Genomic DNA, 21,837 nt, shown 5'->3' on the forward strand with positions numbered 1-21,837 from the left:
GGCGGCTATACTTGCCGCCATGTCCCCCCGCCCCACGAGATTGTCCGCTGGCGTGGTCGTCGTTCGCGAAACCCGCGAGGGGTGGCTCTACCTGTTATTGCGCGCTTACAACCATTGGGATTTTCCCAAAGGCATGGTCGAGCCGGGCGAGGAGCCGCTGGCCGCCGCGATCCGCGAAGTCCGTGAAGAAACCCTGATCGAGGATCTGGAGTTCGCCTGGGGCGAGGTTTACACCCAGACCAATCCCTACAGCCGCGGCAAAGTGGCTCGTTATTACATAGCCAAAACTCGCACGAGCGAGGTCTCCTTGCCGGTGATCGAAGCACTGGGCCGCGCCGAACACAACGAGTTCCGTTGGGTGGATCAAAGTGCTGCGCTCCGACTGGTTTCGCCGCGCGTCGCCCCCATTATCGAATGGGCGGCCGGCTACATAGAGCCACGCCAGAGCACGTTGGATGTTGGTGAGGCTTCCGCATAAATGGCCAGCAAGCAGGTCGTCATCGTCGGCGCCGGATTTGCCGGACTGAATGCCGCGAAGCGGCTGGGGAACGTGGAGGGCGTCGCGGTCACGGTCATCGACCGTGAAAATCATCACCTGTTTCAGCCGCTGTTGTACCAAGTCGCGATGGCCGCGCTCAGCCCGGCAGACATCGCCGTGCCAATCCGCAGTCTGCTGGCCCGCTATCGGAACATCCGGGTTCTGAAGGCCACGGCGCAAACCATCGATGTCGCCCACCGCAAAGTCGTCACCGACGCGGGCGAAATTCCATACGACTATCTGCTGTTGGGCTGTGGCGCCCAGCACGCTTATTTCGGTCACGAGGAATGGGAGGCGCACGCCCCCGGACTCAAGACGCTGCCGCAGGCCACCGAGATCCGACGCCGCGTGCTCGAGGCATTCGAGACGGCTGAGCGAGAAACGCGTGCGGAAGAGCGTCGTCGCCATCTCACATTCATCGTCATCGGCGGTGGTCCGACGGGCGTGGAGCTGGCCGGTGCCATCGGCGAGATGAGTCGCTACACGTTGGCGCGTGACTTTCGCAGCATCGATCCGCGACAGACGCGTGTGATCCTGGTCGAAGCGGGTCCAAGAATTCTCACGAGCTTCGATGACAGGCTCGCCGCGCGCGCCATGCGCGATCTGGAATCGTTGGGCGTGCAGGTCTGGACGAGTGCGCGCGTCACTGATGTAACCGATGAGGGCGTCGTGGTTGGCAGCGAGAAAATCGCCGCTGCCACTGTGCTGTGGGCTGCCGGTGTGCGAGCGGCCGATATCGGCCGATCATTGGGCGCGCCGGTCGATCCAGCTGGCCGCGTCATCACCGGCCCCGATCTCACCATCGAAGGACATCCCGAAGTCTTCGTGCTCGGCGACATGTCGAGCCGCGCCGGCCCGAACGGACGATCTTTGCCCGGCGTGGCTTTGGTCGCCATGCAGGAGGGCGTCTACGCGGCGGACATCATCAGAAAAGAAATCCGCAAAGGGGCGCAAATATCGCGGCCCGCATTCAAGTACGTGGACCTGGGTCAGATGGCGACCATCGGCCGCAGCCGCGCCATCAGCGAGTTCCGTGGCCTGAAGCTGACCGGCGTGCCCGCGTGGTGGTTCTGGCTGCTGGTCCACATCTACCGACTGAGCGGCTTTCGCAATCGCTTGTCGGTGCTGGTGCAGTGGGCCTGGTCTTTCATGACGTTCGGCCGCGGCGCGCGTTTGATCGTCGCCAAGGACTGGCAGTCGTATCCTGAAGTAGCCGCGGCGCCGCCGGCCTTCGAAGCCAAGGTCAATCGCGGAAATTCTTGAACTGCAGCGGCAGCTCCAGCTTGGCGTTGCGCGCCAGGCGGATCACTTCCTGCAAATCGTCGCGACTCTTGCCGGTGACGCGCACCTGCTTGTCCTGAATCGCGGCCTGCACTTTCAGTTTGGAATCCTTGATCAGGCGCTGCAGCTTCTTGCCCAGCTCCGCATCGATGCCTTCGCGCAAGGTGACAACCTGGCGCGCCGTCTGGCCGAGCACCACCGGATCTTCCACCTTGGTGCAGGCTACGTCGATGCCGCGTTTGGACAACTTGAGCATCAGGATGTCCAGCATCTGCTTGAGCTGGAACTCAGCCTTGGCCGTCATGGTCACGACCAGATCCTGCAGTTCGAACCTGGCGTCCGTGCCTTTGAAATCGAAGCGCGTGCCGACTTCCCGATTGGCCTGGTCGACGGCATTGCTCACTTCGTGGGCATTGAGCTCGGAGACGATATCGAAGGAGGGCATGAGATCACTTCAACGGCTGACGAGAGGCGCGGCGGGCTGCAGGTCGATGCGGCAACCCATGGCGCTGCTGGTGAGCGCGGCCTCGATGATGCGAATTGTGTCATAGGCGTCCGCGGCTGACACCGGGACGGGCCGGTCATGTTCCATCGCCTCGCGCACGCCTTCGTAGAACGAAACCCAGCGGCCGGTCTCGGGTGTGACTACCTGGCGCTGCCCGGTTTCGCCATACACCAGCGTGCCCCATTGTTCGGCCGGCTCGACGCCGAAGAAATGCTCGTTGGGTTCGGCGCCGGCGCGCAGCTGCGCCTCTTGCTGATCGAGGCCGGCCTTCAGATACGAGGCGCGCGCGCCATTGACGCGATACCGATACCCGCCGTCCGCGGTGAGCAAACTGACGCCCAGTGTGATGCGCAACTTGCCCTTGCCCATCAGGATCTCGAAGCCATCGACGGTCACGCTTCTGTCACGCTGCGTGAACGCATTGGCGTACAACCATTCCGGCATGCCAAACAGCACCACGACCTGATCGATCAGATGCGTGCCGAGATCGTAGAGAATGCCGTGCCCGGGCTCGTCGCGATCGCGCCAGCGATCCGAAACTTCCGGCCGGAAGCGATCCCAGCGTGCGTGATATGAATTGATGGCGCCGAGCTGGTCCGCCTCGATCAGCTTCTTCAAGGTCAGGAAGTCGCTGTCCCAGCGCCGATTGTGAAACACCGCGAGCTTGCGTTTGCAGCGATCGGCCAGCTGCTCCAGGTCGGTGACTTCCAGAGTCGTTGCCGCCACGGGCTTATCGACCACCACGTGTTTGCCGGCGCGCAATGCCGCTGCAGCTTGGGGTGCATGCAGCGTGCTCGGTGACGAGATCACCACCAGATCGATGTCATCGCGCGCGAGCAACTCGTCGGCCGAGCCGAGCACGTCGACATCGCCCAGATATTCCTGTGCCGGCTCGGGCCGACTGGTGACCACCGCCGGAATGGAAAAGCCGGCGGCGCGCAACAGCGGGGCATGAAAATACCGACCCGCCACCCCGAAGCCGAGGATGCCTGCTCGTAGTGTCATGCGGTGAGTATATCGCCACCGCTCGGCGTGTCAGGCCTCCTGAATCCACTGCAGCCATTTCGGCTGGCTCGCGGCCACCTGCGCCTCGGCGCCGTCACCGTAATAAAAGGTGCAGACGCTGGTGTTGATGCCTTGGTCCGTGTCATAGGCGCCGATGATCGCGACTCCGGGAGCGGGCGAGTCCAAGCGCAACGTGACCGAGCGCATCTTTCGATCCTGCTGGATGCGTTCGACCACGCCTGAGAGTTTCTCCGGATGCGAGATCTCCCAGCGCTCGCCGACATGGGCGCGCCCGAGACCGAGCCGGTCCATCAACTTCGACCAGGCCCCGAGTTGATCGGTCTGCACGCTGTGCATGACCTGGAACGACGCCGCCTTGTTTCCAGAATAGTGGCCGAGATACAGGCGCAACACTTCGATGAAGCCCACCCAGCCCCTCTCGAAGCCCTCCATCTGATCGTCCCAATCGTCGTTGGAACTGAACAGCGAATGCACCATGCGCACCACGCATTGACCACCCGAGCGGCTCGTGATGGTGATCTCAGTGGCGAGCGGCGGCGCGCCTTCGCTCCAGTCGCGCTCTACATAGGAAAAGAAACGGGGCGGCTCCCATCGGGTGACTTCGCCGCTAGAGATCACTTCGGGACCGAACTGAAACTGCAGTGCGCCGCCGACTCGCTCTTCGATGCTGGCCTGGGAAAACCAGGCGGTGTAGCCGGGGCCGGTGGCCAGCGCCTGCCACACCTGCTCAGGCGTGCCCGGCACGGTGAAGTGCATTTCGACCCAATGTTTACCTGTCTCGTCTTTCTTGACGGGCATGGCGTCAACCTCCGGATTCCTTGGGTGCGGGATACGAGGCAACCACCAGACGATGGGGGCGGCCCTGAGGCGCCGACTCGTCGTGATAACGCGCGGCCAACGTAGTGATGGCATGTGCGAGATCGTTGGTGAACGCGGCGCGCTCCGCGGGTGACTTGAAACGGATGACTGTGTCGATCGAAAGCGTGGCCAGGCGTTTGTTACTTTTGCGCGCTCCACGCCATAAAGAACCGACCTCGCGCACGATGCGAGCCGCAAGTGCAATGAGATAAGTAGCCGATAGCCGATCGCTACTGCGCTCGGGATCGGCGGCGATCGGGCCCAGGGCCACGGGCGATACGACATACGACGCCGCGGTCGCGACCATGACGCGTTCTTTCAACCCGCCCCATTGGCGTTCTTCGGCCCATTCGACCAGATCGTGTTCTTCGAGCGCATGCAGGTGATAGTTCACCTTCTGGCGCGCGATGCCGATGCGCTGAGCCAGCGCCGCGGCCGAGGAAGGAGTCACCAGTTCCGCCAGCATGCGGCTCTTGATGGGATCCAAAGCTACGGCGGCAGCCGCCGGTGCTTCGATGACTTCGAGATCGAGCATGGGCCTAGCTTGCCGTGACAATTTTTTTTGTCAAGGGCGGCGGAATCGACGCAACGTCAGCATCGAGCCGGTTGGGTCAGGATCGGGCCGGCCTCGAGGAATGATCCCGGGTAGTCTGGTCCTCGAGCCATTCTGCCCCATCGCCGCTGCGGCGAATTTGACGCCACCATGACATTCACTGCCGATCGTGACGCTATATCGCGTCTAACATTCGCCGCCGTCTTCGCTGTTACTCCGGTGCTCGCCGGCATACCTCAAATTGCGCGGGCCGCGGAATCACCGGTCATCGAGGCCGCGGTGAATCGAGTCGCATTCGATAGCGACGGCATCGAGCTGATCGGCGACTTGTATATTCCCAAAAACGGTCGGGCCGGCCAGCGGCGCCCCGCCATCGTGATCGTCGGTTCGCTCACTTCAGTGAAGGAGCAGATGTCAGGACTGTATGCCCGGCGCCTCGCGGAGCAGGGCTTTGTCACGCTGGCGTTCGACTATCGCAACTTCGGCGAGTCGGGCGGCGAACCGCGACAGTACGAATCGCCCCGCCAGCACGTCGCGGATATTCGCAATGCCGTCTCATTCCTGAGCACGCATGCGACAGTCGATCCGGGGCGCATTGCTGGGCTCGGGATTTGCACTGGCGGCGCGTATATGGCTGTCGCGACGGCCACGGAATCCCGCATCAAGGCTTTTGCCGCGGTCGCCAGTCACCTTGCCAGCGAACAAACGAATTTAATGCTCTACGGCGGAGAGAGTGGTGTGGCAGCACGTCGACAAGCCGGCCGCCGCGCAATGTCCCGATACCGCTCCGACGGACACGTCGAGTATTTGCTGGCATACAGTAACAAGCCAGGCGACGCCACGGCCTCGCACTCGGGGCCGATGGAATACTACTTCGATGCCTCCCGCGGCTACATCTTGCCCTGGACCAACCGATTCGCGGTGATGTCGTGGGAGGAATGGCTGGACTTCGATGCGCTGAGCGCCGCGCCGAACATCCGTGTTCCCAGCCTCGTCATCCACGGCGACAACTCGGCGCTGCCGGGCAATGCAAAGACGTTCTTCGAAAAGCTTGGCACGGAGGCGAAGCAACTGGTGTGGAGCAACGAGCCGCATTTCGACTTCTACGACCGTGACGCCTCGAAGCGGGCCGCAGAAGCGGTTGCAAAACATTTCCACCAGGCGCTGGCGAGCGAGCCGCGCACGTAACCTCGATCAGCGCTGCCGATACATCGATGGATTCACGCCCACCAACTTGCGAAACACCCTTGTGAAGTAGTTTGGACTGGTGAAGCCGACGCGCAACGCCAGATCGATCACCGCAATGTCCGGTTCGTCGTTCAAGATTTGCACTGCGCGGTGGATACGGCGCTGATTGATGAACTCCAGCGGCGTCGATCCGCAGGCGGCGCGAAATGCCCGGTGAAGATAGCCTTCGGAGTAACCTAGCAGCGCCGCGATGTCGGCGATCCGGACCTGCAGGTGCAGCCGCGCTTCGACATAGTCGGTCACGCGCCGACGTTGCCATTTCGTCAACCCGTGCGCTTTCTCGTGTGTGCAGCTGGACGGTCTCAAGTATCGCCTGAGAATATGCTGGCCAGCCGCCGCCGCCATTGTCTGGCAGTAAACATCGTCGAGGCATCCATCCTGCGCACAGGTGCGCTCGAGCTCGCGCAGCAGTGCGAACAGGAAATCGTCGCGCACGTTGCTGATGCAACCGCCGCCAGTGGCGACTGCCGCCGACTCTCCCGAAAGCAAGCTAGCGACGATCGCCGGATCGATCGACAGCGAAGCCCATCTGGAGCGGACTTCCTGCATACGAAATCGTCGCTCGCAGTTCGCCGGCACCAGCGAAATCATCCCGGCACGATCCGCGCCGCTGTAGCGGTGCCCGCAGTCGCTGCGCACCTCGAGCCGCTGCGCACTGCCCTGTAGCGTTGCGAAGATCAGATACTCCGGGACCCGGATGGTGCCTTCCACGATGGGTGTGAGCGCCCGTTGCGCCATGTCGAAGGACCCGCCTTGCCACGAGAAATGTCGCCAGTCGCTCGCCAGCGGCTCCACCCGACGCACACGATTCATTTGATCGACACGCATGAAGGTCCTTTCGACGCCGAAGCAACGATCTGCCTCGGCCGCGGCGCTGAACGGTGAGTAACGGGTGGCTGAGGTCAGGATCGGGTGCGCCATCGCACACCGGCCATCTTACTGTAGGGCTCTTGCCACTGCATCGAGTGCCGGAGTTTGCCTGTGTCGAATGGCGCCAAGTCCACTGCCGATCGCACGTTCTCCACCGGAGCGCACGTGAGTCGTCGCGCTTTCCTCGGCGGAACACTTGCATCCGGCCTACTCTCCGCCGCGCCACTTACGGCGCTTGCGCAGGAGTCCAACACGGTTACCAAAACGGCTCGCCGCATCAATACGCCGCTGCCGGCGATCGGGCTCGGCACCTTTCTCACATTCGACGCTCTTCCAGGCCAGTCGCGCGCGCACCTGGCGGAAGTGATGCGACGATTCTGGGCCGCGGGCGGGCGCGTTATCGACACCTCGCCGCTCTACGGCATGGGTGAAGTGAACGTCGGCGACTTCGCCGCCGCACTCGGTATCGGCGATCGACTGTTCATCACCAACAAAGTCTGGTCCACCGGCGAGTTCCTGGGTGACGACAGCCACGCACGTCGCAGCCTCGACGTTTCAATGCAGCGTCTGTGGCGCGAGCGCATCGACGTCATGCAATGTCACAGCTTGGTGAACGCCGACGTGGTGGTGCCGCTGCTGAATGCGTGGAAAGCGGAAGGGAAGATCGGGCATGTCGGAGTATCCCACCACGAACCCGACTATTTCTCGGCACTCGCACGCTGGGTGCAGAGAGACGACATCGACGTCGTTCAGGTGCATTACTCGATCCACACGCGACAGGCCGAGGAACGCATCCTGCCCGCTGCCGCTGAACGCGGCATCGCAGTGCTAGTCAACATGCCGTTCGAGAAGGCCAGGCTGTTCAGCATCGTGGCTGGCAGAGCGCTGCCTGATTTCGCCAGGGAGATCGGTGCGGAGAACTGGGCCCAGTTCTTCTTGAAATGGGTGGTCTCTCATCCGGCAGTTACGTGCGCTTTGCCGGCTACGTCGAATCCGGAACATCTCAGTCAGAACATGGGTGCACTTCGCGGACCGCTACCGGATCGCGAGATGCGCGCCCGAATGGTCCGTTACATGGAATCCATGCCCGGCTTCGCCACGCTTGCAGCCATGCCACCCTATCCAAACAAGCAGTACACGGGCGTTATCACACGGGCGCAGCGGGCGCTCAGGAAACATCAACAATGACCGATTCACTCTCCAGACGAGAATTTCTCGGCGCATCTGGCGCGGCAGTCGGCGTCGCATTGACGCCAGCAGGCGCCACGGCGGCCCCCAAAGGACGCACGGCTGAGCGCATGGTCGACGTGACCTGCAACGTGAACGGCCGTCCTGTCTCGGCTCACGTTGAAGCGCGCACCACGCTGCTCGATCACCTTCGGGAAAGAATGGACCTGACCGGCACAAAGAAAGGTTGCAACGAAGGCGCCTGCGGCGCCTGCACGGTGCTGGTCGATGGCAAGCGTATGAATGCCTGCCTGATACTGCTCGCCCAATGCGAGGGGCGCGCGATCACGACTGTCGAAGGCATCGCGCAGCCCGACGGCAGCCTCCATCCCGTTCAACAAGCGTTCATCGATCACGATGCATTCCAATGCGGGTTCTGTACCCCGGGACAGGTCGTTTCAGCGGCCGCTTGCATCGCCGAGGGACACGCCACCAGCGAGGCGAGCGTGCGTGAATGGATGAGCGGCAATCTGTGCCGCTGCTCGGCGTATCCACAGATCACCGCGGCCGTGCTCGCCGCTGCTAGACGGGCGTGAACGAGGCAGCCAGCATGCAAAACTTTTCTTATGTTTCTGCCGCGCGACCCGAGGAAGCCGTGAAGGCGCTGGGCCGCGGCTGTGCATTCATCGCGGGCGGCACCGAGCTGCTGAATTGGATGCGCCTGGGTATTGCGACTCCGGACACGCTCATCGATATCGGCGGGATGGAAGGCCATTCGCGGATCGAACGCACAGGCGACCACTTGATCATCGGGGCGCTCGCGACCTTGAACGAAGTCGGCGAACATCCGCTGGTCCGCGCCCATGCGACCGTACTGGCCGATGCATGCTTGAAGGCGGCTTCTCCACAGATCAGGAATCGAGCGACCCTCGGCGGGAATGTTCTGCAAAAGACGCGATGCGCCTATTTCCGATCGGAGACTCCGCTGCCTTGGGGTTGCAACAAGCGCTCGCCAGGCTCGGGCTGCGCAGCCCGCGACGGCTTGAACGAACTTCACGCTGTGCTCGGTTGGGCCGATCATTGCGTGGCAACGCATCCATCGGATCCTGCCGTGGCGCTCGCATGCCTCGATGCGAGCGCCGAAGTGATGGGCAAGCGCCGACGCATGCTGCCGATGACCGATTTCCATGTGAGCCAGGTGGAAGCGCAGGCGATGTTCAAAGCGGCGGGCACGGGTTCGCTGTTACCTGCGCATGAAGCGCAGATCGAAACGCGGCTGGCTCGCGATGAACTGATCCTGGCCTATCACATTCCCATCCATGACGGCGAACGCTCCGCCTATTTGAAGGTGCGCGAACGAGAGAGTTATGAATACGCACTGGTTTCGGCTGCAGCCACGGTAGCTCTGGATGGTGGATTGATTACGCGCGCTCGCATCGCACTCGGCTCGGTCGCGCAGAAGCCATGGCGGCTGGTCGAAACGGAAGCGGCCTTGATCGGTCGGCGCCTGGTGCGGGAAGAAATATCGGCGGCGCTCCGGACGCTGTTCGAACAGGCTCGCCCGCTTGCACATAACGAGTACAAGGTGCAGCTCGCGGCGAACGCCGCGTTGCGGGCCGTGCTCGCAGCAGGAGGCGTATCATGATCGGCCGCTCGATCACCCGACTCGAGGGGCACGCGAAAGTCACCGGCAAGGCGCGTTACGCGGCCGACAACAACCTGGCTCGGGTACTGCATGCTGTGCTCGTCGGCGCACCCATTGCGAATGGCAGAGTGTTGTCGATCGACACCGAAGCGGCGCAGCGGGTGCGCGGTGTCGTACGAGTATTGACACATTCAGACATGCCGCGGTTCGGCGCGGTGTCATTTCCATCCGCCATTCTCAAGCTGCCCATGCAGGACGATGTGATCAGGCACGAGGGCACACCGGTCGCGATCGTGCTCGCCGAATCTCTGGAGAGCGCCGAAGAGGGTGCCGGCGCGGTCGTGGTCCGCGCTCGATCGGAGTCGCCCCTGGTGCCTCGCGACAGCGCAGGCGAAACGCCCGTTCGTATGGGTTTTGGAGAAGATCTGAACAGAGGTGACGTTCCAGGCGCGTTGCAACGGGCAGCGCACCGAGTCGAGCAGAGATTCATTCAGCCCGCCCGTCATCACAATCCGATGGAGCCCTCGGCGACGGTGGCGGAATGGTTCGGCGACACGCTGTTTCTTTACGACTCGGTCCAGGCAGGCTTCAATCTGCCGCCGGTGATGGCCGCCGTTTTCGGCATCGATGCAAAGAATGTGCGAGTCATCGCTCCTCATACCGGCGGTGGATTCGGTTGCAAGGGCTGGGTGTGGCCGCACGAGATTCTTGCGGCGGCGGCGGCGCGAGTCGCCGGGCGGCCGGTCAAGTTAGTGCTTACGCGTGCGCAGATGTATGCGAACGTCGGCTATCAGCCCCTGGTGCGACAGGACATCGCGCTCGGCTGCGATGCGGAAGGCAAGCTCGCCGCGCTTCGTCACGACGTGGTGAATACCACCTCCATCGTGGAGACCTGGACCGAAGCTGCGACCGAAATTTCCAGAGGCCTGTACGCGGTCCCGGCGTTGCAACTGACGCAGCGTGTGGAACGAGTGCATGCGAATCTGCCGACCGCGATGCGGGCACCCGCCGAAGGACCTGGCAGCTGGGCGCTGGAGAGCGCAATGGATGAGCTTGCACTGCTGCTGCGAATGGATCCTCTGGATCTGCGGCTCGCCAACTATGCGCAGACCGATCCGGTTCACGGCAAGCCCTGGTCCTCGAACAAACTGCGAGAAGCCTACGCCGAAGGTGCACGTCTGTTCGGCTGGCGCGAACGTGGGCAGCTGCCTCGTCACGATGGACCTTGGAGGATCGGGTTCGGAATGGCGGCGTGTACGATGACCACCTTTCGTCATCCGGCGGCGGCGCGCGTGCGGCTCCAGGATGACGGCGGGGCTGTGGTGGAAGCCGGCACTCACGATATCGGCACGGGAACGACAACCATCCTTCCGCAGATCTGCGCGGACACGCTCGGCATCGATGTCGCTCGCGTCTCGATCCAGCATGGCGATACCACGTTGCCCGACGCCGGTCCGGTGTACGGATCCTCGGCAACCATGGGGGTCGGCAGCGCAGTGATGCTGGCGGCGCGAGACGCGCTGGCCAAAGTCGCACGACTTGCGAGAGAGCCGGTGGAAACCCTCGACTTCGCAGCGGCCATGCGCAGGATCGGTGTGGCCGAGATCGTCGGTGACGGACGCTTCGCTCTGCCCGGCAATGCCTCATTCAATGCCGACGGGGCGGGTACGCCGGATGCGATGCGCACCTGGGGCGCCGTGTTTCTGGAGGTCGGCGTGGATCCCGACCTGGGCCTGGTGAGATTGCGTCGCGCAGTCGGCAGTTACTCGGCGGGCCGCATCGTCAATCCGCTCACCGCCCGCAGCCAGATCACCGGCGGCATCATCTGGGAATGGGGCAAGGCGACCATGGAGCAAAGCTTGCAGGAGCCGCGGCATGGGCGATGGCTGGCCAAAAACCTGTCCAATGTCGCGATCCCAGTGAATGCAGATATTCCTGCGGCGATCACCGTGCATTTCGTCGAAGAGCACGACGAACACGCCAGTCCCTTGGGCGCCAAGGGGATCGGAGAGCTCGGTGCGACCGGCGTCGCGGCGGCTGTTGCCAACGCGGTGTTCGACGCGGTCGGCATCCGGGTGCGCGAGCTGCCGATACTGCCTTCCAAGTTGATCCGCGACCTGTCGAGTTGAGGTCAGCCGGTCATGCCGAGTGCCAGCAACAGGATGCCGAACATGATCAGCACGAAAAAGATCATGATGCTCAGCAGGAACAGCCTCAGCCACGTGCCAAAGCGGGACAGGCGGTACGCGTAGCGCAGTTGCTTGTAAAGATGCAGAGGCGGAATGACGGCAAGTGCGGTGCCCCAGATGGCCGCGCTGATGCCGAGCGTTGCAGCCAGCGACAGCAGCACCACGAACAGCATCATGAAGCTGATCGAATACGTGATGAAGACGGCGTGGTCGTAGGCGTGAATGTCCCGTCGCCAGAAAAACAGCAGCCACATGAACGGTACGCTGAGCGGGATCAGCGCCCAGGAATATTTGTAACCGGCGGTCTTGAGTTTGTAGGCGACCAGCGCGGGATTGTCGCCAGCGTCTTTCAAGGCGTCTTCGATGCGCCCGAATGGGCTGGCGGTCGCGGCGGCTGAATTGTCCGCGGACGCTGGATCGTCAGCAGCTTCCCCAGACGGCGCCGACTCGACGGCCGGTGGCTCGATCGGTAACTCGTTACCCTCCGCGATGGCTTTGGCGCGCTCCACCTGTCGTTGCGGAAACTCGGCCATCCGGCTCATGTCGCCGGAGAGCATCGCGTCCATGACTTCACGCGCCGACAGCAATCCGTTGAGATCTTCCAGCGTCTTGGTGCGCTCCGCGGCGGACAAGGGCTGTTCCTGGAGTTTTTCCTGGAGCGCTTCGATCCTGTCGTCGAGGTCGTCGATATTGGTGACGATGTTCTCTCGATATTGCTCCTGAATGCCGAGCGGATCGTCCGGCACGGTCATGGTGTCGCTGGTGAAAGGGAACACCGCGAACATCACGAACACCGAGAACAGATACAGCGCCATGGGCGAGACGAACTTGGCGCGTTCGCCGTCGATGTACCGTCGCGTCAGCCGGCCGGGGCGCAGGAACAGTTCCGGAAGCGTGTTCCACACCTTGCCTTCGAAATGAAATACGCCATGCAGAATGTCATGGCCCAGTGACAGCAGGCTGCGATGAGGATGCGCGGTCTGTCCGCAGCTCGCGCAATATGCACCGGCGAGCTCGGCGCCGCAGTTTAAGCAGGCGGCATGTCCTTCTTTTTTGCGGCCTTCATTGTTGGGGCTCTCTTTGCCAGGGCCTTCCCCGCTGTGGCTTTCTTTGCTTTGGGCTTCGCCCGCGGCAGGTTCGACGGCGCGCGCCACAACGCCGCCGGTGATGACATCCGCCGCTGCTTCCCCATGTCCTTCCATGGACCGAAATCTACCACTTCGCGCAGCCCGAAGCCTGTGCTCAGGTTCGGTCGCTGCCGAACCGCACCTGTCCGTCCACCAGGGTGCTCAACACCTTGGCCCGCTCGATCTGTTCGGGGGCGCAGCGGGTGAGATCGGTATCCAGGATGACCAGGTCGGCCAAATAGCCGGGCGCGATCAGGCCGAGGCGATCTTCCTGAAAGCCGGCGTAAGCATTGGCGGTCGTATACGCGGTCAGCGATTCCTGCACGGTGATGCGCTCTTGCGGCACCCAGCCGCTGGGATTCGCACCGTCGATGGTTCGCCGAAGCACGGCGGCCGAAATGCCCAGCAATGGATCCATCGGCGCGACCGGCCAATCCGAACCGAACGTGACCTTGGCCTTGGCGTCGAGCAGCGAGCGGATCGCCCAAGCGCCGTGCAAACGCTCCGGCCCCAGCGGCTTGATGGCCCAGCGCCCATCGTCGATGACATGGTACGGCTGCATGGACGCAATCACGTTCAGCCTGGCAAAGCGGGGCACGTCGCTGGCCAGCAGATGCTGAGCGTGCTCGATGCGGAAGCGACGGTCGCGGGCGCCGTTCTTCCGCATGGCTGCCTCGAACATGCCGAGCACCTGATCGTTCCCTTCGTCGCCGATGGCGTGCACCGTGATGTGCAAGCCGGCTGCGTCCGCGCTCAGAATCAGTTCGCGTAACTTCTCCGGCGGCGTGCGATAGATACCGTGACTTGCCGGATCGTCCGCATATGGTTCGCGGAACACAGCAGTGCGGGATCCAAGCGAGCCGTCGACCAGACCTTTCAGCCCGCCCCAGCGCACCCAGTCGTCGCCGCGTCCTTCCGCCTTGACCAGCGCATCGAGCTCGCGCCAATCCTCCAGCGGCACGAAGGAATAAAACCGCATGCCGACTTTGTGCTGCTGGCGCAAACGGCGCAACGAATCGTGCGTGACCCAGTCGAGCTCGGTCACATGCACCTGTGTGACGCCCTTCGACAAAGCATGCGCTGTACCCACGCCAATCGCTGCGTCGATATCGGCGTGGCCAGGCCGAGGAATCACGCCATCCAAAAGATTCTTGGCTTTGTCCTTGATCAGCCCGGTGGGCTCGCCGTGCGCATCGCGCATGATCAAACCGCCTTCGGGATCGGGCGTGTTGCGATCGATGCGAGCCAGTTTCAGCGCCAGCGAATTCAACAACGCGACGTGCTGATCGAGTCTCACTACCGCCACCGGCGTGCCGGGCGTGACTGCATCGATCCATTGCTTCGAGGGCAGTTCGCCGCCCCACATCTGTTCGTCCCAATTGCCCCCTTGCAGCCACTGGCCGGGTCGGAGCGCCTTGGCAGCCTCCGCGATGCGCCCGACGAACTCCTCGCGTGTCTTGGCGGTGCGCAGCTCGGGCGAGCTCAGTCCGAAAGAAGCACGCAGGAAATGCGTGTGATTGTCGATGAATCCCGGCATGACGAACGCGCCACGCAAATCGACGAGGCGTGTGCTTTTGCTGGCGAGCTTGCGGACACGCTCAGAATCGCCGACGACTGCTACGCGATTGCCAGAGATGCCGATGGCGCCGGCGAGCGGAACATCGCGCTGACCGGTCCAGACCTTCGCGTTGATATAGGCGAGATCGAGTGGCCGGCCCGCCGCGACGAGCTGGCGCGTAGCGAGCAGCGCACCCGTGCCCAACAGCACGTCACGTCGATTGATCACAGCAGGTCTCCTGGCGTCGGCGTGCCGTTGATGCTCGGTGCGAGAAGCTTGGCTTGTGCGTCCAGCTCTTTTAGAAACAAACGCGCCGCCGGGGATAGCGAACGCGCGGCATGCGTGACGATGCCGATCGAGCGCGCCACCGTCGGATTGCGCAGCTTACGATACGCGAGTGTCGGCGAATCCAACTGCGCCAACGTGAGTCGACTGAGGGCGCTGATGCCCAGCCCGGCATTCACCAGGCTGCCGATGGTGGTCGGCTGTTTGCAATTGAATAGCGGCTCGGCGGCCACGCCGGCTTCTTCCATGGCCCGATCGATCATCGCGCGCAGGCCGGTTTCCGGGGAGAGAATCACAAAGGAGCGAGTCGCGAACACGGACCAGTCGTGCTCCTCACGATGCGAGAGCATGTCGTCGTTGCGACAGACCAGCACGACCTCATCGCGCAACAAGGGTCGATAGCGCAGGTCGCTGCTGATCGGCGGCGGTGTCGACAGTCCGATATCGGCGCGACAATCCAGCACCGCACGATGCACTGGCGTACCCACGTCCTCCCAGATTTGGATGCGCACGTCCGGGTGACGCTCGCGATAGCTCACGATCGTGCTTGGCAATAGCAAGGCGGCGACCGACGGGAACGCGGCGATTCGCACTACGCCCTGACGACCGGCGACGAAGTCGTCGAACTCCGCGAACACTTCCTGATATTCGTTGATGAGCCGGCGCGCCAGTGGTTCGAGCCGCTCGCCCGCTGGCGTCAGGCGCAGCTTGCGGGTGTCGCGATCGAACAGGCGGGTGCCCAGTTTGCTTTCGATCTGCTGGATGGTGCGGCTGAGCGCCGGCTGCGATACGCCGAGCGCCTCGGCGGCGTCGCCGAAGCTGCCGGTATCGGCCAGCGTCAAAAATGCCGAGAGTTGTTGCAGGTTCAGGCGCGATTGCATCGAGACGAACTGTTTCATGGTCCGTCACGGATCGGCAATACCTTTCAGCCCGGCTATGCATAAATAACCGCCGCTGCATTGCTGTCCCGGCGGGCAGCGGCCGTATGCTCAGCCGCTATGATTCCTCTATTGGCAGGCACCCGGATCCTGGAGCTGAGCGCGGTCGTCATGGGCCCGTTCGCCGGGCAGATCCTTGCCGATCTGGGCGCCGAAGTGATCAAGGTCGAGCCCATTGACGGCGATGTGGCTCGGGCTTCGCAGCCGCAAGGCAAGGACATGCCCGGGGGCATGGGCGCGCTGTACGTCAATAACAATCGTAACAAGCGCGCGCTCGCCGTCGACCTCAAGAGCGACAACGGCAAGGCCATCATCGGCAAGCTGCTCCGGCGCAGCGATGTCTTGCTGCACAACATGCGGCCGGACGCCGCCGATCGTCTCGGGCTGAGCTTCGATGCGGTCGCTGCCATCAATCCGCGGTTGATCTATTGCTCGGCCATCGGTTTCGGTCAGCGTGGCCGCTATCGAGGACGGCCTGCGTTCGACGATGTGATTCAGGCCGCGGCCGGGCTTGCCGGCATCGCCGAACACAACGGCGAAGATCCGCGCTTCATTCCCACTATTCTGGCGGACAAAGTCGGGGCGCTGCATGCCGTGTACGGTATCCTCGCCGCCCTGGTCGCCCGCGCGAACGGGAGACAGGACGCCTTGCGGGTCGAGGTGCCGATGTTCGAAGCGTTGACGTCTTTTGTTCTCAACGAGCATCTGGCCGGGGCCACGTTCCAGCAGGACGGCAAGGTGGGTTACTCGCGCGTGCTGTCGCGGGACCGACGACCTTATCGCACGCGGGATGGCTGGATCGCGGTGCTGCCGTACACCGGTGAACAATGGCGGCGCTTCCTGATCGAGGCGGGCCGTGAAGATGTGTTGAACCTGCCCTGGTTTCATCAGGCGGACGGCCGCCAGGCCAACATCGATTATCTGTACAGCGTGATCGCTTCAGTGTTGCCGCAGCGTTCGTCGGCGAGCTGGCTGGAGTCGCTGTCGCGGCTGGATATTCCGTGCTCGCAGGTCAATCGGCTGGACGACCTGCTGCAAGACCCGCATCTGCACGACGTCGGGTTCTTTCATGTGAGCGAACATTACCCGCCCGGCATCAAGCGCATGCTGCCGCAGCCGGTGGTGTTCGGCGGCGTAACTGCCGAAGCTGATATCCCGCCTCCAACGTTGGGCGCGGACACCTGGGACGTGCTGAGCGAATGCGGTTACTCGACAGCGGAGATCGATGACATGCTGACTCAAGGCATCGCCCGCGGACCGGCCCGATCGTGAGCTTCGTCCTCAGTCACCGGCAGCGGCTCGCCGCCATCGCCACGGGCTCGGCGGGCAATCTGATCGAGTGGTTCGATTTCTATATCTATGCGTTCACGGCCTTGTACTTCGCCGCGAGCTTCTTTCCTGAAGGAGATCGCACGGCGCAGCTGCTGAACGTGGCGGGCATTTATGCCGTGGGCTTCCTGATTCGCCCGGTGGGCGGCTGGTACTTCGGACGTTTTGCCGACCGTCACGGCCGGCGCGCCGCGCTGGTGGCCTCGGTCCTGATGATGGGCGCGGGCTCGTTGCTGATCGCGGGATTGCCAACCTACGAGAGCATCGGCGCTTGGGCGCCCGCATTGTTGTTGCTGGCGCGGCTGATACAAGGGTTCTCGACCGGCGGACAGTTCGGCGCCGCCGCCACTTATTTGAGCGAAGTGTCGGCCGATGCGCGTCGCGGCTTCTATGCTTCATTCTTATATGTCACTTTGATCGCGGGCCAGCTGTGCGCGTTGCTGACACTGGTCGCCCTGCAGCAGGTGCTTGAAGACGCCGAGCTGCGTGCTTGGGGCTGGCGCATCCCGTTCGCCATCGGGGCGGTCATGGCCTTCGCCGTGCTGTTGATGCGGAATCATTTGCACGAGACCACCGACGCCAAAGCGACCAAGTCGCCGGACGCGGGCAGCCTGCTCGCGCTGTTGCGTCACCCGAAGGCGCTGTTCATCGTCATGTCGTTGACCGCCGGTGGCGGCCTCTGCCTGTACACGTTCACGACCTATATGCAGAAGTTTCTGGTGAACACCGCCGGCATGGACATCAAGACCACCAGCAACGTGATGCTCGCGGCCATGCTGGGTTTCATGCTGTTGCAACCGGCCATGGGCGCCTTGTCCGATCGCATCGGGCGACGCAAATGTTTGTTGCTGTTCGCCGGCTTGATGACCTTGAGCGCCGTGCCATTGCTGACCGCCCTGTCGAACGTGCAGGACCCGGGCGTGGCGTTCCTCCTGGTGCTCGCGGCGCTGGCCATTCTGAGTCTGTACACGTCGATCAGCGGCTTGTTCAAGGCTGAGTTGTTTCCGCAGCACATTCGTGCACTCGGCGTGGGTTTCGCGCATAGTATTTCCATCGCCATCTTCGGTGGCTCGGCCGAGTACATCGCCTTGCTCTGCAAGCGAGCGGGACACGAGCAGGTCTATTTCTGGTATGTAGCGGCGATCTGCGGCGTGGCGTTCGTCACCGCCTTGTTCATGCGGGAGCCGCGTCGTGTCAGCATGATGGATTGACAGTGGAATCCACCCAGGGGCGCAGCGTGCGTTGGACGATTCAGGCTTTGCTGCTCGCGAGCGCACTGACTCTCGCCAGTTGCGGCAAGCGCGAAGAACAGCCAGCGCCGAACGCGGCTGCTCCAAAGGTTACCGCAGAAACCATCTATGGACGCGTCGATCAGGCGCGCGTCGTTGCGGCCGATGCCGAGCCGCAAAACTGGTTCACCACCGGGCGAACTTTCTCCGAAGAGCGTTACTCGCCGCTGGATCGAATCAACGTCGGCAACGTTCAGCAGCTGGGCTTTGCCTGGGAATACGACCTGGACACTCAGCGCGGCCTTGAAGCGACGCCCGTGGTGGTCGATGGCGTGCTGTTTACCAGCAGCAATTGGAGCAAGGTGTACGCGCTGGATGCGCGATCCGGCCGCGAGCTCTGGGCCTTCGATCCGAAAGTGGACGGTCAATGGGCGCGCAACGCCTGCTGCGACGTGGTGAATCGCGGCGTCGCCGTCTGGCAGGGCAAAGTCTATGTGGGCACGCTCGACGGCCGCTTGATCGCGCTCGATGCGAACACCGGCAAAGAGTTGTGGAGCCAGGATACCTTCATCGATCGCTCGCGTTCCTACACGATCACAGGTGCGCCGCGCATTGCGTCGGGCAAAGTGATCATCGGCAATGGTGGTAGCGAGATGGGCGTGCGCGGTTACATCACTGCGTACGATGCCGAGAGCGGTGAGATGGCATGGCGCTTCTTCACCGTGCCCGGCGATCCGAAGCTGCCGTTCGAACATCCGGAGCTCGAAGCAGCCGCCAAGACTTGGGATCCCAACAGCCGCTGGGAAGCAGGCGGTGGCGGCACGGCGTGGGATGCGATGGCTTACGATCCCGAGCTCAACCTGTTGTATGTGGGCACTGGCAACGCGAGCCCCTTCCCGCAGTCGATCCGCAGTCCGAAGGGCGGCGACAATCTTTATTTGAGCTCCATTCTCGCCATTCGTCCCGATACCGGTCGCCTGGCCTGGCATTATCAGACCACGCCGGGCGAATCGTGGGACTACACGGCCGTTCAGCACATGATCCTCACCGAGCTGCAGATCGGCGGGGCGACGCGTAAAGTGCTGATGCAAGCGCCGAAGAATGGTTTCTTCTATGTACTGGATCGCGCCACCGGCGAGCTGTTGTCGGCGGAGAAATATGTCGAGGTGAATTGGGCCAGCCACATCGATCTGAAGACCGGCCGGCCGGTGCTCACCGGCAAAGCCGATTATTCCAAGGGTCCCAAGCGCGTCGCGCCGGGTCCTTTCGGCGGTCACAACTGGCATCCGATGGCGTTCAGTCCGAAGACCGGGCTCGTCTATATCCCGACCCTGGAGCGCACGGCGTACTTCGCGGCCGATCCCGATTACAAATATATTCCGCGTCGTTCATTCAACACCGGCCGCTTGCCCGCCGCCGAGTACCTGGCGCAAGTGAACGATCGCGCGGTGATGACGCGCAGAGGCGCTTTGAAGGCGTGGGATCCCGTCGCGCAACGCGAAGTGTGGCGTGTGGACTATCCATGGTTTTACAACGGCGGCTTGCTGGCGACCGCCGGCAACCTGGTGTTCCAGGGGACCACGGATGGATATCTCAAAGCGTACGCCGCGGATACGGGCAAGCTCGCCGGCGAAGTGTTCGTGGGCACGAGCATCATGGCCGCGCCGGCGAGCTACGCAGTCGACAATGAGCAGTTCATCGTCGTTCTCGCCGGCTATGGCGGCGCGCAGCTCGATGAGTTTCTGGAAGGCTCGGCGGCGCGCAAGTATGGCAATGCCGGTCGCATCATCGCTTTCCGACTCGGTGGCGGCAAAGTGCCGGTGCCGCCGGAGAAAGACTGGGATGCAAACATTCCGCCGCTACCGCAGCGGCTGCCGGCCGACACCGCGAAGCTGGAGCACGGCGCGTTGTTATTCGCACAGCATTGCAGCGTTTGCCACGTGCTCGACGACGAGCCCAGCGGTTATCCCAACCTGCTGCGCTTGCCCGCTTCCAGGCACGCCATCTTCGATGAGATCGTGCTGCGAGGCGCGCTGGCCGGTCGAGGCATGGCCAGCTTCGCCGAACAGCTGGATGAGGCGGATGCGCACGCCATCCACGCATATCTGATCGACGAAGCCTACAAGATCCGTGGCGAACCTTAGCCCGAGACTGCGCTTGCGGCGGGCTCTGCCAGCAACTCATCGATGAGCGCGCGAAACTCCGACACGTACTCTTCGTAATGCTTGCCGGTGGCCGGGCCCGAAAAGCCAACGTGAATGTCACGTACGGTGCCGGCGCGGTCCACCACGATCGTGGTGGGATAACCGTAGATTCCGGTCAGCGCAGGCAGAGCTTTGCTGGCCTCATCGGTATCCGAGACACCCGCGATCAGCGTCGTGAACTCGATGCCAAGATCCTTGCGATAGTTGCCAACAGCGCTGGCCGCACGCTCGAACTCGCCATGCCGCTCGAACATGAGCGCGATGATCTCTACACCCTTGGGCTGATACTCACGATAGAAAGGCACGAGGAACTCGGCCTCGTCATGACAATTCGGACACCAGCTGCCGCCGAGCGTGACCACCACCACCTTGTCCCGAAACTTCGGGTCGTGCAGCGAGACTTCATTGCCGTTCAGGTCCTTGAAGGTGAAGTCGAAGCGGGATGACTGGTCCTGCAGCTCGGTGCTCGGTCCCTTGCCGTCCAGCGTGGCATCGTCGTTGCGGTGCGCCCTGACCTTCGAGTGCGAGGCCAGCCCCTGCCACATATCGCCTTCGAGTTCGCCGTTCGCGTCGACTTTCAGCTTATATAAATAAGCGAGGCCGCCCGCGAAGGTGGAGAGCTGCGCTTCGTCGCCGTGCGCCTGGCCTTCGAGAAAACGATGATCGCCGGTCGGCGTCATCACCGTGCCGGTGATTCGATCGTGCTGTTGCTCGAAGATGGCGACCGCCGGCGAGCTCTTGCCGTCGCTGGTCAATGTCATCTCCCAACGGCCGGCGAAATCGGCATTGTCGGTGACCGCATCTTTGTAGAAGCGATAGGTTTGATTGCGCTTCGCGCGAAAAGGAATCACCTGTTCCTTGCTGGCGTCCTTGATCAGTGTGACGTTTCCTTCCAGACGGTCGCGATACATCGTGGCGCGCAGGGTGTTTTCGTAACCTGGAAATACCGCGCTCAGCTCACCATCGGCGAGCGTCACATTGTCGACGCGTGTGCGTTCGGTCGCATTCACTAAGTACAAAGCGAAGCGACCGTTCTCTCGTGCGACCTCGAGCCGGAACGGCGCTTCGCCGCCCGGCAATTCCAACGAGGCGCGATACACGCCGGTTTGTGGTGCTTCCACCGGCTTACCACAAGCGCCGATCACGGCGAGGCCACCGGCCAGCAATACGCGTGAGCACACCGATCGGGCAGCTTCCCAAGCCACTGAGTTCATGGATCCTCCGCAGGGTTGGCGTCAGTGTCGGGCGTCTGCCTTCGAACTGCAACCTGCAGCGATGTCCGGTACG

At 62.8% G+C, this 21,837-nt stretch carries 19 protein-coding genes; 10 read left to right on the forward strand and 9 right to left on the reverse strand.

The window, feature by feature from the left end; genetic code table 11:
* The first annotated feature begins 19 nt into the window (after positions 1-19).
* Positions 20-478, forward strand: a complete 459-nt coding sequence (locus JM946_RS05870; RefSeq protein WP_218042606.1) for an NUDIX domain-containing protein — start codon at positions 20-22, stop codon at positions 476-478.
* Positions 479-1,801, forward strand: coding sequence for an NAD(P)/FAD-dependent oxidoreductase (locus JM946_RS05875; RefSeq protein WP_203166206.1), 1,323 nt, complete (start codon positions 479-481; stop codon positions 1,799-1,801).
* Here JM946_RS05875 and JM946_RS05880 read toward each other — a convergent pair.
* The 4 genes from JM946_RS05880 to JM946_RS05895 are packed head-to-tail and all read right to left on the reverse strand — an operon-like array spanning position 1,782 to position 4,743.
* On the reverse strand, positions 1,782-2,264 hold the full coding sequence (locus tag JM946_RS05880; RefSeq protein ID WP_203166207.1) for a YajQ family cyclic di-GMP-binding protein: 483 nt from the start codon (positions 2,262-2,264) through the stop codon (positions 1,782-1,784). The genes JM946_RS05875 and JM946_RS05880 overlap by 20 nt on opposite strands.
* 9 nt (positions 2,265-2,273) lie before the next feature.
* Positions 2,274-3,329: a Gfo/Idh/MocA family oxidoreductase gene (locus JM946_RS05885; protein ID WP_203166208.1), complete on the reverse strand. Its 1,056-nt coding sequence runs from the start codon at positions 3,327-3,329 to the stop codon at positions 2,274-2,276.
* A gap of 30 nt (positions 3,330-3,359) precedes the next feature.
* Entirely contained in the window at positions 3,360-4,148 is a 789-nt protein-coding gene (locus JM946_RS05890; protein WP_203166209.1) for an SRPBCC family protein, read from the reverse strand.
* Positions 4,149-4,152: 4 nt separating this feature from the next.
* On the reverse strand, positions 4,153-4,743 hold the full coding sequence (locus tag JM946_RS05895; RefSeq protein ID WP_203166210.1) for an ArsR/SmtB family transcription factor: 591 nt from the start codon (positions 4,741-4,743) through the stop codon (positions 4,153-4,155).
* A 297-nt stretch (positions 4,744-5,040) separates the two neighbouring features.
* On the opposite strand from JM946_RS05895, the gene JM946_RS05900 reads away from it, so the two are divergent.
* Positions 5,041-5,949, forward strand: a complete 909-nt coding sequence (locus JM946_RS05900) for an alpha/beta hydrolase (RefSeq protein WP_203166212.1) — start codon at positions 5,041-5,043, stop codon at positions 5,947-5,949.
* Positions 5,950-5,955: 6 nt separating this feature from the next.
* Here JM946_RS05900 and JM946_RS05905 read toward each other — a convergent pair whose 3' ends face one another.
* Complete coding sequence (locus JM946_RS05905) at positions 5,956-6,837, reverse strand: AraC family transcriptional regulator (RefSeq protein WP_203166213.1); 882 nt, start codon at positions 6,835-6,837, stop codon at positions 5,956-5,958.
* Positions 6,838-6,990: 153 nt separating this feature from the next.
* Here JM946_RS05905 and JM946_RS05910 point away from each other — a divergent pair, with 153 nt between their 5' ends.
* From JM946_RS05910 to JM946_RS05925, 4 genes are read left to right on the forward strand one after another with little or no spacing between them, the layout of a single operon-like run.
* Positions 6,991-8,067 carry an aldo/keto reductase gene (locus JM946_RS05910; RefSeq protein ID WP_203166214.1) on the forward strand — a complete coding sequence of 359 codons (1,077 nt, stop codon included), beginning with the start codon at positions 6,991-6,993 and terminating at the stop codon, positions 8,065-8,067.
* Entirely contained in the window at positions 8,064-8,642 is a 579-nt protein-coding gene (locus JM946_RS05915; protein WP_203166216.1) for a (2Fe-2S)-binding protein, read from the forward strand. The genes JM946_RS05910 and JM946_RS05915 overlap by 4 nt, the downstream gene beginning before the upstream one ends.
* 14 nt (positions 8,643-8,656) lie before the next feature.
* Positions 8,657-9,691 carry an FAD binding domain-containing protein gene (locus tag JM946_RS05920; RefSeq protein WP_203166217.1) on the forward strand — a complete coding sequence of 345 codons (1,035 nt, stop codon included), beginning with the start codon at positions 8,657-8,659 and terminating at the stop codon, positions 9,689-9,691.
* On the forward strand, positions 9,688-11,820 hold the full coding sequence (locus JM946_RS05925; protein ID WP_203166219.1) for a xanthine dehydrogenase family protein molybdopterin-binding subunit: 2,133 nt from the start codon (positions 9,688-9,690) through the stop codon (positions 11,818-11,820). The genes JM946_RS05920 and JM946_RS05925 overlap by 4 nt, the downstream gene beginning before the upstream one ends.
* A 2-nt stretch (positions 11,821-11,822) precedes the next feature.
* On the opposite strand, the gene JM946_RS05930 is transcribed toward JM946_RS05925, so the two are convergent.
* From JM946_RS05930 to JM946_RS05940, 3 genes are read right to left on the reverse strand one after another with little or no spacing between them, the layout of a single operon-like run.
* Positions 11,823-13,082: a DUF3667 domain-containing protein gene (locus tag JM946_RS05930; RefSeq protein ID WP_203166220.1), complete on the reverse strand. Its 1,260-nt coding sequence runs from the start codon at positions 13,080-13,082 to the stop codon at positions 11,823-11,825.
* Positions 13,083-13,122: 40 nt separating this feature from the next.
* A complete protein-coding gene (locus JM946_RS05935) occupies positions 13,123-14,793 on the reverse strand; it encodes an amidohydrolase (protein ID WP_203166222.1) in 1,671 nt (556 codons plus the stop codon).
* Positions 14,790-15,749, reverse strand: a complete 960-nt coding sequence (locus JM946_RS05940) for a LysR family transcriptional regulator (protein WP_203166223.1) — start codon at positions 15,747-15,749, stop codon at positions 14,790-14,792. The genes JM946_RS05935 and JM946_RS05940 overlap by 4 nt, the downstream gene beginning before the upstream one ends.
* 99 nt (positions 15,750-15,848) lie before the next feature.
* On the opposite strand from JM946_RS05940, the gene JM946_RS05945 reads away from it, so the two are divergent.
* The 3 genes from JM946_RS05945 to JM946_RS05955 all read left to right on the forward strand — a co-directional run bounded on the left by JM946_RS05945 (position 15,849) and on the right by JM946_RS05955 (position 20,490).
* A complete protein-coding gene (locus JM946_RS05945; protein WP_203166225.1) occupies positions 15,849-17,060 on the forward strand; it encodes a CaiB/BaiF CoA transferase family protein in 1,212 nt (403 codons plus the stop codon).
* Positions 17,057-18,328, forward strand: a complete 1,272-nt coding sequence (locus JM946_RS05950; protein WP_322110899.1) for an MFS family transporter — start codon at positions 17,057-17,059, stop codon at positions 18,326-18,328. Before JM946_RS05945 ends, JM946_RS05950 begins: the two co-directional genes overlap by 4 nt.
* Positions 18,329-18,471: 143 nt before the next feature.
* The gene (locus JM946_RS05955; RefSeq protein ID WP_407700506.1) at positions 18,472-20,490 is read left to right on the forward strand and encodes a PQQ-dependent dehydrogenase, methanol/ethanol family; all 2,019 of its coding nucleotides are present in this window, start codon (positions 18,472-18,474) and stop codon (positions 20,488-20,490) included.
* Here JM946_RS05955 and JM946_RS05960 read toward each other — a convergent pair.
* Positions 20,487-21,764 (reverse strand): peroxiredoxin family protein, encoded by a 1,278-nt coding sequence (locus JM946_RS05960; RefSeq protein ID WP_203166227.1) that lies wholly within the window; start codon positions 21,762-21,764, stop codon positions 20,487-20,489. The genes JM946_RS05955 and JM946_RS05960 overlap by 4 nt on opposite strands.
* Positions 21,765-21,837: the final 73 nt, after the last annotated feature.

The sequence above is a fragment of the Steroidobacter gossypii genome (assembly GCF_016801985.1).
Classification (GTDB): Bacteria; Pseudomonadota; Gammaproteobacteria; order Steroidobacterales; family Steroidobacteraceae; genus Steroidobacter; species Steroidobacter gossypii.

Coding starts and splice junctions, on each gene's coding strand:
- JM946_RS05885 (WP_203166208.1), bottom strand. CDS start 3,329: ATGACACTACGAGCAGGCATCCTCGGCTTCGGGGTGGCGGGTCGGTAT.
- JM946_RS05890 (WP_203166209.1), bottom strand. CDS start 4,148: ATGCCCGTCAAGAAAGACGAGACAGGTAAACATTGGGTCGAAATGCAC.
- JM946_RS05940 (WP_203166223.1), bottom strand. CDS start 15,749: ATGAAACAGTTCGTCTCGATGCAATCGCGCCTGAACCTGCAACAACTC.
- JM946_RS05960 (WP_203166227.1), bottom strand. CDS start 21,764: ATGAACTCAGTGGCTTGGGAAGCTGCCCGATCGGTGTGCTCACGCGTA.
- JM946_RS05870 (WP_218042606.1), top strand. CDS start 20: ATGTCCCCCCGCCCCACGAGATTGTCCGCTGGCGTGGTCGTCGTTCGC.
- JM946_RS05915 (WP_203166216.1), top strand. CDS start 8,064: ATGACCGATTCACTCTCCAGACGAGAATTTCTCGGCGCATCTGGCGCG.
- JM946_RS05930 (WP_203166220.1), bottom strand. CDS start 13,082: ATGGAAGGACATGGGGAAGCAGCGGCGGATGTCATCACCGGCGGCGTT.
- JM946_RS05895 (WP_203166210.1), bottom strand. CDS start 4,743: ATGCTCGATCTCGAAGTCATCGAAGCACCGGCGGCTGCCGCCGTAGCT.
- JM946_RS05875 (WP_203166206.1), top strand. CDS start 479: ATGGCCAGCAAGCAGGTCGTCATCGTCGGCGCCGGATTTGCCGGACTG.
- JM946_RS05880 (WP_203166207.1), bottom strand. CDS start 2,264: ATGCCCTCCTTCGATATCGTCTCCGAGCTCAATGCCCACGAAGTGAGC.
- JM946_RS05905 (WP_203166213.1), bottom strand. CDS start 6,837: ATGCGTGTCGATCAAATGAATCGTGTGCGTCGGGTGGAGCCGCTGGCG.
- JM946_RS05925 (WP_203166219.1), top strand. CDS start 9,688: ATGATCGGCCGCTCGATCACCCGACTCGAGGGGCACGCGAAAGTCACC.
- JM946_RS05920 (WP_203166217.1), top strand. CDS start 8,657: ATGCAAAACTTTTCTTATGTTTCTGCCGCGCGACCCGAGGAAGCCGTG.
- JM946_RS05945 (WP_203166225.1), top strand. CDS start 15,849: ATGATTCCTCTATTGGCAGGCACCCGGATCCTGGAGCTGAGCGCGGTC.